This is a genomic window from Ruegeria sp. BF12 (assembly GCF_056538705.1).
In genome coordinates this window covers 1-15,836 of record NZ_JBQFTP010000031.1, presented here as the reverse complement: position 1 = coordinate 15,836, position 15,836 = coordinate 1, and the positions used below count along the sequence as shown (strand labels likewise).

Genomic DNA, 15,836 nt, shown 5'->3' with positions numbered 1-15,836 from the left:
GGCAACCCGGTACGACAGGTGCCCGAAGGTCTTCCTCGCAGCAATCGCCCTCGCAGCTCTCGTCATTTATTGGCGATCAGTCCTGACCCTAGTGCGAGCTCGGCAACGTGTCCGTATTGACGATCAGTTTGGCATCACAGCGTGACAGGTCCATACGTTCGTGATAGTCGGCTAGCGAGTGAGCTGAACGCCACTGGCCAACTGATCGAAAGCGAAACGTCTTGCGCTCACGATCAAGCGTGATATCGGGCTGAATTCTTGGAATATGACAATTGGGAACAGCCCGGTGCGTAGAATATTCAAGCGCTTATTGATCTGTGAAGGTGAGGTAGCATGAAAGAAACATGTGCCCAACCGAAGGTTTCAATCCTTGTCCTTGCGTACGAGCATGCGGCTTACATAACTGATTGTCTTGAAAGCCTCGCAGCCCTTCGCTACCCAAATTTCGAGATTGTCGTTCTAGATGATGGTTCCTCAGATGGCACTGGTGACATTGCGCGGCGAATTGCAAATCAATCCTACGTTCCAATCGAAGTTATTGTTCAAGCGAACACCGGTCACCCAGGTAAAAACGTACAAAGGCTAATCGACCATACCGATGCGCCGTATGTCATGTTCATGTCTGGAGATGACATGCTTGGTCCGGCATTTCCGCTCCAGAATACAATCGAGAGACTGATCAACGACGATTCTCTGGGCTTTGTTATTCCGCGCCAGCTGGAACTCAACGAAAACCTGCTCCAATGGCCTGGTAGTATCTATCATTGGGATTTTGTCGAGGCTTTGCGCAGTGGTGACCCCGATCAAATGTTCCAGAAACACTTCTATCGCCAGCCGTCCATGATATTTCTTCAAGGGCTGATTATGCGCCGGGACCTTATCGTGAATTCCGGTGGTTTCGACACAGAAATAACCGCCGACGACTATGCCTTTGTCCTACGTTTCTTCAATGAGGCGCGGCGCACGAAAAACCGTTTCTGGTTCAATGAAGGTGCGTTTTGGATCTATCGCAACCATCCGACCAACCTATACAAGAAAAAGTGGCGGCAAATGCGAGCGATCTTTGAGGTCGTCTCAAAATATATCCCCGAAGAGTATTGGAGGGACTTTGATTTCCTGGTGATGAATGGACCAGAAGAGAGTTTTGAAGATTTCGAAAGAACCCAAAATCTCATCGCCGAAGTGCTCGGAGAGGCGCACAGGGTTCCACTGTCAAATCGCCTTGCAGAGATGACGATCGAATATGCGCGCGAAAGAAACGACTTCAAAACGCTGCGTTCTTTCCGACGCGCGGGAAACCTGTCCGGCGAAATGCGAAAATACGCGCATCGAGCCAATTTCAGGGCGAAGCTCAAGCGTTCAGTTGACAAGTTTCGTTGATCTTCACCGGTTGAATACGGGTAAATTCTGAATTGCCGTGGCCACACGCTGAGGCGCGTCCGCGGGACAGTGAGGCCCCATTGGGAGGGACAGGACGGTTTCAGCCATTTCCTCGGCCAAGGGCATTGAGAGATGTGCCATGTCGGCATAAGCCCCCTGCTTGTGGCAAGCTGTGGGGTAGTGAAGCAATGTCTCAACTCCGGCGCGTCCAAGCTCAGCTTTGATCTCGTCCCGTTTGGCGTGTCGCACGACATAGAGGTGCCAGACAGGATCAGCGTAGTCAGGCGCTTCGGGAAGAAGAAGGCCGCTGCCATTCAGGGTTTTCTCGTAAGATTCGGCGAGGGCTTTACGACGCGCGGTCCACGCGTCGAGATGGCGAAGCTTTACGGACAGAACGGCTGCCTGAATCGGGTCAAGTCGGGAATTCAAACCACGCTGTGCATGGACATACTTTTGATCGGAGCCGTAGTTCCCCAGGCGCCGAATGTTGGCCGCAAGGTCCGGATCATTCGTCGTCACTGCACCTGCATCACCAAGCGCACCTAGATTCTTGCCGGGATAAAAACTCCAACAAACAGCGTCGCCATGCGCGCCGAGTTTTCGGCCCTTGTAGCTTGCACCATGCGCCTGTGCGGCATCTTCGATAACGCGCAATCCGAACTCCCGCGCTATCGACAAGATCGGATCTAGATCAGCCGGCTGACCATAGAGATGAACCGGTATGATTGCGCGCGTCTTTGGTGTAATTGCCTTTTGGATTTGCGTTACATCCATATTCATAGTGCGCGGATCAGGCTCAACGGGTGTTAGCACGGCCCCCAATTCGCTGACCGCCAGCCAAGTAGCAATAAAAGTATGCGAGGGAACGATTACCTCGTCTCCGGGCTTAATCCCGCAAGCTCTGAGAGCGAGTACGAGCGCATCCAATCCATTCGCCGTGCCAACAGCATAGTTGGCGCCACAATAGCTGGCCCAGTTAGCCTCGAACTCTGATACTTCGGGTCCACCAATGTACCACCCGGACCGTAAAACACGACGCAACGCTGCTTCAAGTTCGGTCTCGATCTCAGCTGTAGCAGCGGCAATATCGAGAAAGGGTATCAAATTGCCCCAACCTCATTGCGGAATGTATCATAATCACGGATGTAGTCGGCCTCATCAAATGGCGCTGATGCGAGCACCATACAAACGGCACCTTGGCTGAACGCGTCCATCTCTCTCCAAACCAACCGCTCTATAAGCAAACCTTGTTTTGGAGTTCTGAGCCAATGATCTTCGCGGTTAACACCATCATCGACTGAGACCCTGAAAGAGCCGGACAGAGCGAAAAGCACCTGTTTCAGCTCGCGATGTGCATGGCCGCCACGGCTGCTGCCCGTGGGAACATTGTAAAGATAATAAACTCGAGCGATGTCGAATGGTACATGTCGATTACCTTCCAAAAAGGTCAGGTCGCCACGAGGATCGGTAACAACTGGCAGATCTATTAATCGACAGGAACCAAGAGGTTGTTTGATCTCAGGTTTCATGTGACGGGCCTAGCAGTCTTACGCCGAGAATTAAAGACTGTATGCGCCTTCGAACAAAACGACCGCCTGCGCGTGCAGGTCAAAAAGCCCGCACACGCGCCTGCCGTCAACGGTTAGGGGCGAGAGGCAACCACGACGAGTTCGGCTGCAATGTCAGGATATCGCTCGCCCAGAACCATAAATGCGTCCAGCATTTCTGGTGTCCAGTCTGCCTCAATCTGGCCATCTGAGATCGGCTTCATCCAGTAACCGCCAAAGTAGTCAATTTTCATGCCCGCTCGGACAAAATCGGCCCGCAGGCTCTCCGGCGAATAGACACGACGATGGCCATGATGAATGTCTTTTTCTGACATGTCCTGCTCAGTTTGCATCAACCCCATGATCACCGCCGCCTGACGGTGGAGTGATCGACAGTTCGGCACTGAACAAATGATGCGACCGCCGGGCTTGAGCCAAGTTGCGGCACGGGCAAGTACTTCTGAAGGCGCCTCCACATGTTCCAGTACGTGACCCAGTAGGATTACATCGTATATAGGCGCGCTTTCCCATTCCTCGAACAATGCAACATGCACGGGCACGGTGGGAAATTTCCCACGCAAAATTTCAGCAAATTCGGGAGAACCCTCAAGGAGTTCAGTGTTGTAACCCGCCGCAACAAGTTGCGCTGACATGGTGCCTTCAGCCGGTCCCATTTCCAGAACCTTTTCATCGCTCTTCATAAAGCGCTGAAAGAGCAAAAAGCTGTAACGGATCGTTGCAAGCGCCGTAGGCTTTTCATACCAACTGTCTTTAGCTATTGCTGAAATCCGCTCGGATTCTGTCTGTGAAAATTCCACCTCTGCGTCCTTTGTGCCGCTGACAATGATTTCTAATACGAGTTAGAGTTCTATCCATGTCAAGAAACGAAATGTCCATAGCTGTCGGGTCGGCAGGCTCTGCGACTGGCCTGGGTGTCCTGCGCTCGCTGGCCGGGTGGAACCAGCCTCCTCGCCTCTTGGCGTGCGACACAAACCCGCCCGAACTGGTCGCCGCTGCGTCCGAATTCGAGTTTTTGCAGGTACCCATGGCGAAGGGGGACGATTTTGCCAGTGTTTTGGGTTCCGCACTTCGGGACGGCGACTGGAATGCATACTATCCGATCCACGATTTCGAAATTGCTGCCGCTGCCGCTGCAAGCGACTCTTTCGACTCTCAGGGTATTCAACTGTTCGCCCCGACCTCTGAAGCAATTCAGTTGACGGGTGACAAACTGGCGATTTTTTCTCGTTTTGTGGAGTGGAACGTCCCCGTACCGGAAACTGTGCCGCTGAAGGATGCAGTTTGGCATGATCGTAAGCTGCACGCTAAGCCACGTGCAGGTGTGGGCAGCAAGGGTGCGGTGGCAATCGCCGATGAAAGAGATCTTGCTAAGTTTCAAGCCGGGCCCGAATCATCTCAGATGATTGTTCAACCCTTTGTCGACGGTATCGAGATAACGATAGACGTCTTTTGCAGCGATCCGGGCGAAGTGGTCGCACATTGTTGCCGAGAGCGTGTTGAGGTCAAAGCCGGCGTCTGCACCAAGGCCCGGCTTTTTGAAGACAACGAATTAGCTTACCTCGCAAGCCGCGTGTCAAAAGCGGTCGGATTGACTGGGGCCTTTTGCTTTCAGGTCCGGGGCAGCTTGGAGCCAGCAGATTGGCAGGTAATAGATGTTAATCCGCGGGTCGGTGGTGCAACGCCAATGTCGGCTGCGGTTGGTTGCGATTTTGCATCTGCCCACGTGGCATTTCACACAGGTAAGGATTTCACTCGCTTTTTTCGCCCCATCCCAAAGGGTGACCTGTTCGTAACGCGCTCATATCGAGAACATGTTTCATGGCCGGAAAACCAATAATTGGAATTGATCTGGATGGTACGGTTCTGGATTGTCGACCTCGCCAAGAGGCCGTCCTGCTGACCCTAATTCCTGCGGCAGAGATCTTCAAAGACGCGCTTTGGTTGTCCAAGCGCAATGGGTTGTCTACGCTCGCTGCGCTTGGCGAACAAGGGTTGAACCCACCGGATGGCTTTATCGACAAATGGCTTACTGAAATCGAAAGCCCTGAAAACTTATTGATCGACAGGGTTCTTCCTGGCGTTCGGACTGCGTTGACGAAAATGAGTCACAGGGCTTCTTTGATCCTGATCACCGCTCGTCAAAATCCGCAGGGAGTAACGGATGTTCTAGCGAGGCTTCGGCTGGCCGAGTTTTTTGTTGCGGTCGAAGTGGTAACACCGGGCAAAAACGCTGCTGAAGCGAAATCACATTGCCTGCGCAATTCGGGGGCAATTCTGCATTGTGGAGATAGCGAAGTTGATGATGTCGCTGCACGGGATGCAGGTATCCCATTCTGGGCGGTCAGCTGCGGGCAGAGATCAAAGTCTTTTTTGACCGATCGATGCATGCCTGCGAGGGTGATGCCATCGTTAGTCGGAGTAGAACGCTCTCTTGAATTAGGCTCGCCAGATTGATCCTTTGGTTTAGCCATTCAGGTTTAAATGCCTATTTTGAATGGAATTTCTTGAGCTAAGCCTTCGCACATGCCAATAGGCCTAGGCCCGCGTCGATCATAACTCTGTAGAGGCCGACATGTTTTTCTCGGAACTGTGCGCGGTCGTTTTGCACGGGGTCGTTTGGTTTTTTGATTTGCTTTGTTCAGGGCGGCGACAATTTAGTTCGACTGTAAGTGAGTTTGGCGAGCGCGCCGAACTCGTTCTTTTGTTCGAGATTTCTTTGCAATCATGCTCTGCGAACAACTTGCAAGCCTAAGCGATCACAACTTACACTCAACATCTCGATCAGTCCGCAATTTCGACACTTACCTCGGCTGTGGATTCCCGTTTCTTAAATTGCTGGTCGAACAAATTGCGGAACTGGCCATTCATTTCCATCAATTCGTCCAAGTTGCCCTGCTCGACCACAGAACCATCCTGCACGACCATGATTTTGTCGGCTTCAAGAACAGTAGAAAGTCGGTGGGCAATCACGATCACAGTCATATTCTGCGTCAACGAGTCCAGCGCCGACTTTACGAGAGCCTCGGATTCTGCGTCCAATGCGCTGGTGGCTTCGTCCAGCAGCAAGATTTCGGCATTGCGCAGAATCGCCCGTGCAATAGCAATCCGTTGTTTTTGACCGCCTGACAGGAAGGTACCGTTTTCACCGACCTGTGTGTCATAGCCATCCGGCAGACCGCTTATGAAATCATGCGCGTATGCTGCCTTTGCGGCTTCGATGACCTCCTCGTTCGACGCGTCCGGTGCCGAGCAGCGTAGGTTCTCCATAACGGAGGCCGAAAACAGGAACGTGTCTTGGCCTACATAAGATATCTTCCGCCGTAATGACGCGTAGCTGGCGTCTTCCAGGTTCTGGCCGTCGATTTCGACCGTTCCTTCATCAGGGTCATAGAACCGCATGATCAGCCCGAATATCGTCGACTTACCGCCCCCAGATTGCCCTACCAAGGCCGTGGTTTTCCGGGCGTCGAAAGTCACGTTCATGTTTTCGATTACAGGAATTGAACCGTGGTATCCGAAGGTGACGTTGCGCAAAGCGATCTCACCGGGTCCATTCAGAAGGTCGCGCGCTTCGGGGCTTTCCTGCATCGTGTCTTCCTGATCCAGAAGGCCAAAAAGCATACCGACGCCGACCATGGCTGCCTCGATCTGAACGCGCATTCTCGACAGACGTTTGGCGGGCTCATAAGCCATTAGCAAAGCTGTGATAAAGGACATTAACTGACCCGCGGTCGGCTGTTCCGTACCTGCAATACCGAGGGTCGAGACGACCAGAACGCCGGCAACGGCAAGGCCGGCCAGAAATTCCATCAGCGGGCTGGCGATGGACTGCAGTCGCGCAATGTCGTTCGAGCGTTCCTCGACCTTGAGGATGGCGGTTTCCATGCGGTTGATCATGCGATCCTCAAGCGAGAAGACCTTGATCACCTTGATACCAGCCGAAGTTTCCTGCAGCACCCGGATGATCTCTGCCAGCGATTTGAATTCCTGCTGCATGATCGAGCGTACGCTTTTCAGCAAGTACCGCACACCCAGCAAAGCCACCGGGCCGACAACGAAGAACATGATGGATAGCACGGGCTGCTGATACACCATGACGATTACAAGACCCACCAGGGTCAGCGCGTCGCGGACAAATCCTGTGACCATAACGTCAATCAGGGTTCGCGCGGCTTGCGCACCATGAGTGGTGCGCATGAGCAGGTCAGAGGATTCATTTTGGGCAAAAAATGCAACGCCATGCCGCAACAATTTGCGATACACGCGGTCTTGTTGCATCGCGATGATCCGGTTTCCCGCACGCGCAAGGTAGATCGACTGAATGTAAGAAGCGACCGCCTTGGCCAGAAAAAGCAGAACAACGCCGAGGGCAATCATCGCTGCCCACTCGCGCATATCAGGGCTGGTCATCGCGTCGACGATGTATTCCATCATAAAGGCAGAGCCAGCGGTGGTCGCGGCAACGGCGATCATCGCAACGATGGCAACGGCATAAAGAGGACCTTGGGCAAAAAAGCTTTCGCTGATGAGGCGGCCCATATAGCCTGATCGCCACTCGGTCCAGGCACGCTTAATCATTGAATTCTCCAGATCATGAAATCATGCGCTCGCTCAGATAACCTATAATCGATCCTGTCTAAAGGGCAGATCAAATGACGCGACAGAGTTGCCCATTCCGATCGGGGCGCAGAGTCGTAGGCAAATAGGTTCATGCGGCCGGTCGCGCAAGTGCATGGTGAAGAAATAAGTGGCAGTGACGTTGCGTGTTTCCCTCCGGACCCCCGCGATATGCCGCGTAAACGCCGGCTGCGATGCCTGCATTTGGTGCTCTCAATTCCATGCGATACCACATTTGCACAACTTTTGAGCGGTTCGAAGGTGTTGCATGGGTCGAAAATCTCTTGGTCGAAAACAAAAAAGGTTTTCGCCAGCAAAACTCTGCAAAGGGACATTTAGCGGAGACAAGCGATTTTCTTAGTGGTTTCATTATGATATGTTAATGAAAGAAGGCAATGACGCCTGATGTTTCAGAGTCGATTGTTGGAGCGTTGCTTTGTTAGAGGCTTGTGGGCGGTTTTCTGCCGTTTGAAATTGTTGATGTGTCATGGAAAAAATGATCGACCTTTTACGCTTGTACTTGGTAAACACGGCCCATAGTAACGCTGTGAAAAAAATTATTGGTAATAGATAAGTGTCGATCAAGGCCGTCATTCTGAGTCTGCCCACCGACGTGGAGCGGCGACGTTTCTGCGAAAATGAGTTTGCGCGCTTTGGCTTGAACCTTGAATTCAGCGACGCCATTTCTGGTGAACAGTTGAACAACTCGGAGTTGCGGAGCTTCTATGATGCGGAGATGAACCGCATCAAGTTTAAACGTCCGCTCAGCCGCAACGAGGTCGCCTGTACCTTGGGGCATCGCCAGATATGGCAGGAGGTCGTGGATTCTAAGGACCCTGTAAGCCTTGTATTGGAAGACGACGCCACATTCGTGCAAGATCCCAGGCCATTTTTCGATGAGCTTTCCGAATGCGGCGAATGCTTTGAAGGCGTCATGATCAAGTTGGATGGCGTGCCGGGCAACAACGGGCAAATGATAAAATCCGTTGCAGATCAGGACCTTGTTCTGTCGGATCGGCTTCCTCCCAGGACCACGGGCTATATCATCGGTCGACGGGCGGCCGCGCGGCTTCTGGCGCTTGACGCTCCGATTGCACGGCCGATCGACATCGACCTGAAATTCTATTGGGAGCACAATGTGCCCATCCTTACCCTTGGGGAAAAGATGGTCACAGAACGCCAAGAATTTGACAGTACAATTGACCATTGTCGCAGCAAGACCAAACCGGGTTCGCCCTTTACCAGATTCGTTCGCAACTTGCTCTATCAGGCCAAATACACACATGGACGGTTGAGCCATCCCCTGAACCCGGACATGATTGAAGGGCTTGGCCCGTTGATGAAGGCCGATAATCGGGTCCGGAATCGCGTATGAAGAAAAGCCTTGTGGTTGTCCGTGCGGGCAAAAACTCATTGCACCATCGGTGGCAGGAGATTCCCCATGAAGATCGAAATTTCGATCTTCTGATCAGCTATTTCTCGGATGAGGCGTTTGCGGCTTTTGAACCCGAGCCGGGTGTTGAGGCCGTTTTGGTCAAGGGCGGCAAGTGGGACGGCTTGTACAAAACTCTCGCAGATCGGGACCTTGATCAATATGACTTTTACTGGCTGCCGGATGACGATCTCGACATCAGTGCAGAGGACGTCAATGCGCTGTTTGATGCCATGCAGGTTCATGGATTACGTATCGCGCAGCCATCCCTGACCCCGGAAAGCTATTTCTCGCATTTCGTGTTCAGCCAATGCCCGGGCTTTGTGTTGCGATACACAAATTACATCGAGATCATGGCCCCGTGTCTGCATCAGGATATCCTGAAGAAAGCGCTGCCGCTGTTCCAGGGCACGATGAGCGGCTACGGCCTGGATTATATCTGGTGCCGCTGGGCCGAGGCCGGCGCATTTCGAACCGCCATCCTGGATGAAATCGCGATGCACCACACACGGCCGATCGGAAAGAACCTGAAAGTTGCGATGGCCGAGTCCAACAACCTCAGTTCCGAAGAAGAAGAGGCCGTGCTGAAAGAGATGTTCGATCTGTCCCGGCGCACCGTCCCGGTCGTCTTTGCAGCGATCTTGCAGGGCGGGCAGCCGATTTCGGGCCGTTTGAACGTGGGTTGGCACATGTGCCGCGCCTGGATGTCGGTTCTCTCGAATTTCCGCAGTTCCAGCGAGGCGCGGTCCGGCATTTTCAAGATTGCCCGGCGCCAACTGATCAAACCGCTCGACATGACGACGATTTCGCTGAAACGGGAAAGTGCCTGAGATGCGATTTTTGATGGTAGGGGCAGGGCTGTCCGGAGCTGTGATTGGTCGGGAACTTGCCGAACAAGGCCATGAGATCACAGTTGTCGACAGCCGCGACCATATCGGCGGCAACTGTCACACCGAACGCGACGCCGATACCGGGGTCATGGTGCATGTCTACGGGCCGCATATTTTCCATACGGACGACGAAGAAGTTTGGGAATATGTGAACCGATACGCCAACTTCCTGCCTTACAAGAACCGCGTCAAAACCACGTCTCAGGGTCAGGTCTATTCCCTTCCGGTGAACCTGCACACGATCAACCAGTTCTTTGGCAAGACCATGCGCCCGGAAGAAGCACGCGCGTTTATTACCGAAGAGCAGGCTGACACATCGATCACCGACCCGCAGAGTTTCGAAGAACAGGCGCTGCGGTTCGTCGGTCGCGATCTTTATGAGGCGTTCTTCAAGGGTTACACGATCAAACAGTGGGGCTGTCACCCGTCCGAGTTGCCAGCGTCGATCCTCAAGCGTCTACCGGTTCGATTCAACTACGACGACAACTACTTTTTCCATAAATTCCAGGGTATGCCCGAGAACGGCTATACCGACATGATTGCAGGTATCCTCGATCACCCGGGAATTACGGTTAAGCTGAACACCACCTTCGACCGCAGCATGGCGGACGACTTCGATCACGTGTTCTACTCCGGCCCGTTGGACGGCTACTTTGAGTATGAGCTTGGCCGTCTGGGCTATCGCACCCTTGATTTCGAACGCTTCACCCATGACGGCGACTATCAGGGCTGCGCGGTGATGAACTATGGCGAAGAAGACGTACCCTTTACGCGGATCACCGAGCACAAGCATTTCGCGCCATGGGAAACGCATGAAGGCTCGGTCTGTTATCGTGAGTTTTCCCGCGCCGCTGGTCCGGATGACATTCCCTACTACCCGATCCGTCAGGTGAAGGAAAAAGCCCTGCTGGGTGAGTATATTGCCCTGGCTGAAAAGACCCAGAACGTTACCTTTGTCGGTCGCTTAGGCACTTATCGGTATCTGGATATGGATGTCACGATCCGAGAGTCTCTGGATACCGCACGCGCAGTGTTGTCAGCGGTCTCAAACAAAGAACAGCTGAAGCCGTTCGTTGTTTCAGTGCTTTGATGAATTTGGTTTCGCGCTGACCCGACCTATGACGGCGCAGGTTCGGGAAACCGGGCTCGAGTGCGGTTCGCAAATGCGACCAGGGACAGCATAACAGGAACTTCGACCAGAACACCCACAACCGTAGCCAGCGCCGCGCCCGAGTTCAGGCCGAACAGGCTTATGGCAACGGCGACCGCGAGTTCGAAAAAATTCGACGTCCCGATCATGGCGCAAGGTGCTGCAATCCGGTGCGGGACCTTCAGTGCATAGGCGGCACCGTAGGCCAGAGCAAAGATGCCATAGCTCTGAATCAGGATCGGTACCGCGATCAACACGATCACCATAGGTTTGGCAAGAATGGTCTGGCCCTGCAGGCCAAACAGGATGACGACAGTAGCGATCAGCCCCATCACCGACCATGGTTTGACGCGCGCCGAGAACGCATCAATGGTCTCCTGTGACCCGAGTTTTTGGCGCGTAATTAGGCCGGCGATCAGAGGCAGAACCACATAAAGCGCAGTCGCCAGAACCAAAGTCTGCCACGGGACCTGTATATCGGCGACACCCAGCAGGAAGGCCACGATAGGCGCAAACGCAACCACCATAATCAGATCGTTCACAGAGACCTGCACCAAGGTGTAAGTCGCGTCGCCTTTAGTCAGCTGAGACCAGACAAACACCATCGCTGTGCAGGGTGCCGCACCCAGAAGGATCAGCCCGGCGGTGTATTGGGCCGCGTCTTCGGGCTGAATCCACGGGGCAAAGACATAGTCAAAGAAAAGAACCGCCAGAAAAGCCATGGTGAATGGCTTGATCAACCAGTTGACCACCAAAGTCACGATCAGACCACGCGGCTGGCGAGCGACGCCTGCAACCGCGCCGAAATCGACGCTGACCATCATTGGATAGACCATTGCCCAGATCAGAATGGCCACGACCAGATTGACGCTCGCCACCTCGGCCGAAGCGACCAGTTGAACCAAGCCGGGTGCGGCGAGGCCGATCAGGACGCCGCCGACCATGGCGAGGGCGACCCAGACGGTCAGGTAACGTTCGAAGATGCTCATGTATATGCCTCATTCGTCTGATCGGTCAGCTTGCCGGATGTCAGTGCCGCCAGTGCCACCATCACAGCGGCTGTGCCCAGAACCATCGGAAGTCCGCCGATCTGATAGGTCAGGCCAGACAAAACGGTGCCCACCAGGCGGCCCGTTGCGTTGGCCATGTAGTAGAATCCCACATCCATCGTGACTCGTTCCGATTTGGTGAAGGCCAGGATCAGATAAGAATGCAGCGAGGAATTGACCGCAAAGATCGCGCCGAACGCCAACAGGCCCACGACCAGAGTAACGGTCAGCCATATCTCTGGACCCGACGACAGCAGGACAGCGATGGTCAATGCGGCCGGGACACAGAACAAGGCAGCCGCCCAGTTGCGGGCGGCTTGGATCAGGTCGCCTTCAGTTCGTTCATTCGCGCGCAGGATTTTGGGGGCGCTGGCCTGGACGGCACCGTACAGGATCACCCAAACCGCCATGAAGGTGCCGATCATGAAGAACGCGGCGCGGTTTCCTTCCTCAGTGCCGTCCGACAGGACGGCGTAGAAGTAAATCGGGACACCGACCACGAACCAGACATCACGTGCGCCGAACAGAAAGACCCGCGCCGCCGACAGCCAGTTCACGTTGGGTGATTTCGAGAAGACCTCGGAGAATTTCGCCCCTTTGCGCCCCTTGGGCAGGCCGGGCGGCATGAACAAGATCACAGTGAACAGGATAACCGCCAACACGATTGCCATGACGAGAACGGCCCACATAAAGCCAAGCGTTGCCAAGAGTGCGGCACCAAGCAAAAAGCCCAGCCCTTTGACCGCATTCTTTGACCCGGTCAGGACGGCAACCCAGCGAAACAGGCCGCCACCTTCGGTAGGTGCCAGCAGTTTGACGGCAGATTTCGAGGACATCTTGGCCAGATCCTTGGCGACCCCGCTGGCCCCCTGAACGATCATCACAAAGACAACTTTGGTTGGAATCGCCCAATTAGGGTCTAACTGAGTGAGAACAAGCAGCGCCCCAACCTGCAACGCCAGCCCTGCATAGAGCGTTGACGCCAGCCCGAACCGGGCTGCAATCCAACCTGCGGCAAGGTTCGTCGCCATACCGGCGATTTCATACAGAACAAACAGATACGCCAACTGCACCGGCGAGAAGCCCATCGTATGAAAGTGCAACAGCACCAGCATACGCAGGGCTCCGTCGGTCAGCATAAAGGCCCAATAGGCCGCCGTGACGGCGATATAGGCCGACAGACCTTCGGGCCTTTGTTCGGGCGCAGTTGTCACAGCGAGGCACCGACCATCAAGGCTACATCGACCAGACGATGCGCATAACCCATTTCGTTGTCGTACCACGCATAGATCTTCACCTGCGTACCGTTCACCACCATGGTCGACGGGGCATCAACGATCGAAGAACGTTCGTCATTGGTATAATCCGTCGACACCAAAGGCCGCGTTTCATAGCCAAGGATACCTTTCAGCTCACCTTCGGCTGCGGCTTTGAAGAACGCGTTGACCTCTTCGACCGTGGTTTCGCGTTCCACTTCAAACACGCAATCCGTCAGTGACGCGTTCAGCAAGGGAACTCGCACGGCGTGGCCATTCAGCCGGCCTTTCAGTTCGGGATAGATCAGCGTGATTGCGGTAGCCGAGCCGGTCGTCGTCGGGATCAGAGAATTCAGCGCGGACCGCGCGCGGCGCAGGTCTTTGGCGGGACGATCCACGATGGTCTGGGTGTTTGTCACGTCATGGATCGTGGTCATTGAGCCGTGACGGATGCCCAGGTTTTCGTGGATCACTTTGACGACCGGAGCCAGGCAATTGGTGGTGCAAGACGCTGCGGTCACGATGTTATGTGTGGTCGGATCATAGGTATCGTCATTTACGCCGACTACGATATTGGCGGTCGCGCCATCCTTGACCGGAGCTGAGACGACAACTTTCTTCACGCCGGCGTCGAAATAGGGGGCCAGATTTGCCTCGGTTTTGAAGACGCCCGTACAATCGATAACGACGTCGACACCAGTCAGAGGCAGGTCGTTCAGGTTTGTGGTGCCAATGAAGGGCAGGCGTGTTCCATTGATCGTAACGCTTTCGGCGTCATGTCCGAAGCTGGCATCCCAGCGACCGTGCACCGTGTCAAATTCCAACAGATGCGCATGCGTTTCCGGGTCGCCGACAGCGTCATTGATCCAGGCAATCTTGGCGCCCTTCTCCAGCAACGGCTTCAGGGCCAGTTTCCCCATCCGGCCCAAGCCGTTTACAGCATATGTCGTCATTGCGAGTCCTCAGTAGGCGTTCTGCCGATGTCATCGACAGCAGATTGAAGTGCGTTCCGGTCGAGGCTTTCGACCGGCAAAGAGGTAAAGGCCTCGATCCGGCGCTTGAGCGCGCCGTAGGCATTTTGAAAGGCGAGGCTTTTCTCGGCGTCCGTGCCTTGGGCCTTGACCGGATCCGGCATGCCCCAATGGCCGCTGATCGGCTGGCCTTCCCAGGCCGGGCATTCCTCGTTTGCAGCCTGATTGCAGACGGTGAAAACGAAATCCATTTCAGGTGCGCCGGGGGCTGCAAATTCGGACATGTGCTTGGAGCGCAAAACCGACGTGTCATGCCCCTTGTCGCCAAGAACCTGCAAGGCGAACGGGTTGAGCTCGGAGGCGGGCTGCGTTCCCGCCGAATACACGTTGAACCTTTTGCCGCCGAGGGAACGCAGCAACGATTCAGCAAAGATCGAGCGGGCAGAGTTGCCCACGCACAAAAACAAAACGTTGTATTTCCGGTCGGTCATTGTCTTATTTCCTTGCGCAAAGGGCATGCAGATGTCTGGGCGACCACGGCAGCAATCGACGATCAGGTAATCGAGCATTTGCTGCACGTTTTTCATTTCAATCGAATAGAGCAGAGACGTTCCCGAACGTTCCTGTTTGACCAGCCCCGATCGCTGTAGCGCGTTCAGGTAGTTCGACAGGGTGCTGGCCTTTATGCCGAGCTCTGCCGCCACCTCTCCTGCAGGAACACTGTCAGGAAAACGTCGCATTAACATGCGAAACACCGAGATACGCTGCGGATGACCGAGTATGGCCAGTTGGCCTGTTATTTTTTCTATCATAATTCATGAATTATTGAAATAAAGGGCGATGGTCAATCATTATCGTGTGACTGGTGGTATTAAAGGTAAATCCTTGAAAAAAAGCGCGTTTTGGAGCCGGCCGCTCATCCAGGCAAGCCCGCAGACAGCTGGGATCGAGGGAATCATCCCCAAATTCGCCTGCGGTGACTTAAGATTTCGAGGCTTGCACGTGCCAGCACGACGGTTTAAACGAACCTTCGCTTGCCTCAATAGCTCAGCTGGTAGAGCAGGTCCTTCGTAAGGACAAGGTCGGGGGTTCGAGTCCCTCTTGAGGCACCATATCTCTAAAAATTCAACATATTTATCAATAAATTGCGTTATTGATTCTAATTCAGCCGACCCCTTGGCCCGCCTTTTGGAAACACCATTCTCGACTTCGCTGCTTGCTATCCAAAAAATCAGCGCGAGTGCCAACTGTGGTATACGAATTTGGTTTTCTCGAAGCCTTGCGACAATTCCACTTCTGAATTGGCGGGCCTTAACTGATGGAAAATTAAGCTGATTCCTGGGGCCCTATACTTCAAGCCAAAGGGTTGCTTTTCTCGTACGTCCGAAACCCAAGCATTCCGAAATAAACATAGGTGGTGCTTTAGGGTCATGACCCATTGATTTCCGTTTTGCGGCGTGATTCACGGTTCAAAAACGAGCGGTGAACAAGTCTGATCTCTTCTGGCTTGCGGATGCGCAAAT

General features: G+C 54.0%; 14 protein-coding genes and 1 tRNA gene. 7 read left to right on the top strand and 8 right to left on the bottom strand.

Annotated features, from left to right (window positions below; all coding sequences use genetic code 11):
* Positions 1 to 333: 333 nt before the first annotated feature.
* Complete coding sequence (locus ACR0J0_RS23315) at positions 334 to 1,380, top strand: glycosyltransferase family 2 protein (RefSeq protein WP_480666377.1); 1,047 nt, start codon at positions 334 to 336, stop codon at positions 1,378 to 1,380.
* Between the two features lie 3 nt (positions 1,381 to 1,383).
* Here ACR0J0_RS23315 and ACR0J0_RS23310 read toward each other — a convergent pair whose 3' ends face one another.
* The 3 genes from ACR0J0_RS23310 to ACR0J0_RS23300 all read right to left on the bottom strand — a co-directional run bounded on the left by ACR0J0_RS23310 (position 1,384) and on the right by ACR0J0_RS23300 (position 3,745).
* Positions 1,384 to 2,484, bottom strand: coding sequence for a DegT/DnrJ/EryC1/StrS family aminotransferase (locus tag ACR0J0_RS23310; RefSeq protein ID WP_480666376.1), 1,101 nt, complete (start codon positions 2,482 to 2,484; stop codon positions 1,384 to 1,386).
* Positions 2,481 to 2,909 (bottom strand): sugar 3,4-ketoisomerase, encoded by a 429-nt coding sequence (locus ACR0J0_RS23305; RefSeq protein ID WP_480666375.1) that lies wholly within the window; start codon positions 2,907 to 2,909, stop codon positions 2,481 to 2,483. The genes ACR0J0_RS23310 and ACR0J0_RS23305 overlap by 4 nt, the downstream gene beginning before the upstream one ends.
* A 113-nt stretch (positions 2,910 to 3,022) precedes the next feature.
* Positions 3,023 to 3,745 (bottom strand): class I SAM-dependent methyltransferase, encoded by a 723-nt coding sequence (locus tag ACR0J0_RS23300; RefSeq protein ID WP_480666373.1) that lies wholly within the window; start codon positions 3,743 to 3,745, stop codon positions 3,023 to 3,025.
* A 227-nt stretch (positions 3,746 to 3,972) separates the two neighbouring features.
* Between ACR0J0_RS23300 and ACR0J0_RS23295 the strand changes: the two genes are divergently transcribed.
* Both ACR0J0_RS23295 and ACR0J0_RS23290 read left to right on the top strand, forming a co-directional pair.
* Complete coding sequence (locus ACR0J0_RS23295) at positions 3,973 to 4,785, top strand: ATP-grasp domain-containing protein (protein WP_480666372.1); 813 nt, start codon at positions 3,973 to 3,975, stop codon at positions 4,783 to 4,785.
* The gene (locus ACR0J0_RS23290; protein WP_480666371.1) at positions 4,767 to 5,402 is read left to right on the top strand and encodes an HAD family hydrolase; all 636 of its coding nucleotides are present in this window, start codon (positions 4,767 to 4,769) and stop codon (positions 5,400 to 5,402) included. Before ACR0J0_RS23295 ends, ACR0J0_RS23290 begins: the two co-directional genes overlap by 19 nt.
* A 327-nt stretch (positions 5,403 to 5,729) precedes the next feature.
* Here the strand turns inward: ACR0J0_RS23290 and ACR0J0_RS23285 are convergent, their stop codons facing one another.
* Positions 5,730 to 7,526, bottom strand: coding sequence for an ABC transporter ATP-binding protein (locus ACR0J0_RS23285; protein WP_480666370.1), 1,797 nt, complete (start codon positions 7,524 to 7,526; stop codon positions 5,730 to 5,732).
* Between the two features lie 613 nt (positions 7,527 to 8,139).
* On the opposite strand from ACR0J0_RS23285, the gene ACR0J0_RS23280 reads away from it, so the two are divergent.
* The 3 genes from ACR0J0_RS23280 to glf are packed head-to-tail and all read left to right on the top strand — an operon-like array spanning position 8,140 to position 10,977.
* The gene (locus tag ACR0J0_RS23280; protein WP_480666369.1) at positions 8,140 to 8,940 is read left to right on the top strand and encodes a glycosyltransferase family 25 protein; all 801 of its coding nucleotides are present in this window, start codon (positions 8,140 to 8,142) and stop codon (positions 8,938 to 8,940) included.
* Entirely contained in the window at positions 8,937 to 9,827 is an 891-nt protein-coding gene (locus tag ACR0J0_RS23275; protein WP_480666368.1) for a hypothetical protein, read from the top strand. Before ACR0J0_RS23280 ends, ACR0J0_RS23275 begins: the two co-directional genes overlap by 4 nt.
* A 1-nt stretch (position 9,828) precedes the next feature.
* Complete coding sequence (gene glf, locus ACR0J0_RS23270) at positions 9,829 to 10,977, top strand: UDP-galactopyranose mutase (protein WP_480666367.1); 1,149 nt, start codon at positions 9,829 to 9,831, stop codon at positions 10,975 to 10,977.
* 26 nt (positions 10,978 to 11,003) lie between these two features.
* Here the strand turns inward: glf and arsB are convergent, their stop codons facing one another.
* The 4 genes from arsB to ACR0J0_RS23250 are packed head-to-tail and all read right to left on the bottom strand — an operon-like array spanning position 11,004 to position 15,125.
* Complete coding sequence (gene arsB, locus ACR0J0_RS23265; protein ID WP_480666366.1) at positions 11,004 to 12,026, bottom strand: ACR3 family arsenite efflux transporter; 1,023 nt, start codon at positions 12,024 to 12,026, stop codon at positions 11,004 to 11,006.
* Positions 12,023 to 13,300 carry an organoarsenical effux MFS transporter ArsJ gene (arsJ, locus tag ACR0J0_RS23260; RefSeq protein ID WP_480666365.1) on the bottom strand — a complete coding sequence of 426 codons (1,278 nt, stop codon included), beginning with the start codon at positions 13,298 to 13,300 and terminating at the stop codon, positions 12,023 to 12,025. The genes arsB and arsJ overlap by 4 nt, the downstream gene beginning before the upstream one ends.
* Positions 13,297 to 14,295 carry an ArsJ-associated glyceraldehyde-3-phosphate dehydrogenase gene (locus ACR0J0_RS23255; RefSeq protein ID WP_480666364.1) on the bottom strand — a complete coding sequence of 333 codons (999 nt, stop codon included), beginning with the start codon at positions 14,293 to 14,295 and terminating at the stop codon, positions 13,297 to 13,299. The genes arsJ and ACR0J0_RS23255 overlap by 4 nt, the downstream gene beginning before the upstream one ends.
* Positions 14,292 to 15,125: an arsenate reductase/protein-tyrosine-phosphatase family protein gene (locus ACR0J0_RS23250; RefSeq protein WP_480666363.1), complete on the bottom strand. Its 834-nt coding sequence runs from the start codon at positions 15,123 to 15,125 to the stop codon at positions 14,292 to 14,294. Before ACR0J0_RS23250 ends, ACR0J0_RS23255 begins: the two co-directional genes overlap by 4 nt.
* A gap of 224 nt (positions 15,126 to 15,349) precedes the next feature.
* On the opposite strand from ACR0J0_RS23250, the gene ACR0J0_RS23245 reads away from it, so the two are divergent.
* Positions 15,350 to 15,425: transfer RNA gene (locus ACR0J0_RS23245), tRNA-Thr, on the top strand.
* Positions 15,426 to 15,836: the final 411 nt, after the last annotated feature.

Excerpts from the sequence above, each read along its gene's own strand:
- ACR0J0_RS23315 (WP_480666377.1), top strand. The coding sequence starts at position 334 with ATGAAAGAAACATGTGCCCAACCGAAGGTTTCAATCCTTGTCCTTGCG.
- ACR0J0_RS23305 (WP_480666375.1), bottom strand. The coding sequence starts at position 2,909 with ATGAAACCTGAGATCAAACAACCTCTTGGTTCCTGTCGATTAATAGAT.
- ACR0J0_RS23295 (WP_480666372.1), top strand. The coding sequence starts at position 3,973 with ATGGCGAAGGGGGACGATTTTGCCAGTGTTTTGGGTTCCGCACTTCGG.
- ACR0J0_RS23290 (WP_480666371.1), top strand. The coding sequence starts at position 4,767 with ATGGCCGGAAAACCAATAATTGGAATTGATCTGGATGGTACGGTTCTG.
- ACR0J0_RS23285 (WP_480666370.1), bottom strand. The coding sequence starts at position 7,526 with ATGATTAAGCGTGCCTGGACCGAGTGGCGATCAGGCTATATGGGCCGC.
- ACR0J0_RS23275 (WP_480666368.1), top strand. The coding sequence starts at position 8,937 with ATGAAGAAAAGCCTTGTGGTTGTCCGTGCGGGCAAAAACTCATTGCAC.
- glf (WP_480666367.1), top strand. The coding sequence starts at position 9,829 with ATGCGATTTTTGATGGTAGGGGCAGGGCTGTCCGGAGCTGTGATTGGT.
- arsB (WP_480666366.1), bottom strand. The coding sequence starts at position 12,026 with ATGAGCATCTTCGAACGTTACCTGACCGTCTGGGTCGCCCTCGCCATG.
- ACR0J0_RS23255 (WP_480666364.1), bottom strand. The coding sequence starts at position 14,295 with ATGACGACATATGCTGTAAACGGCTTGGGCCGGATGGGGAAACTGGCC.
- ACR0J0_RS23250 (WP_480666363.1), bottom strand. The coding sequence starts at position 15,125 with ATGATAGAAAAAATAACAGGCCAACTGGCCATACTCGGTCATCCGCAG.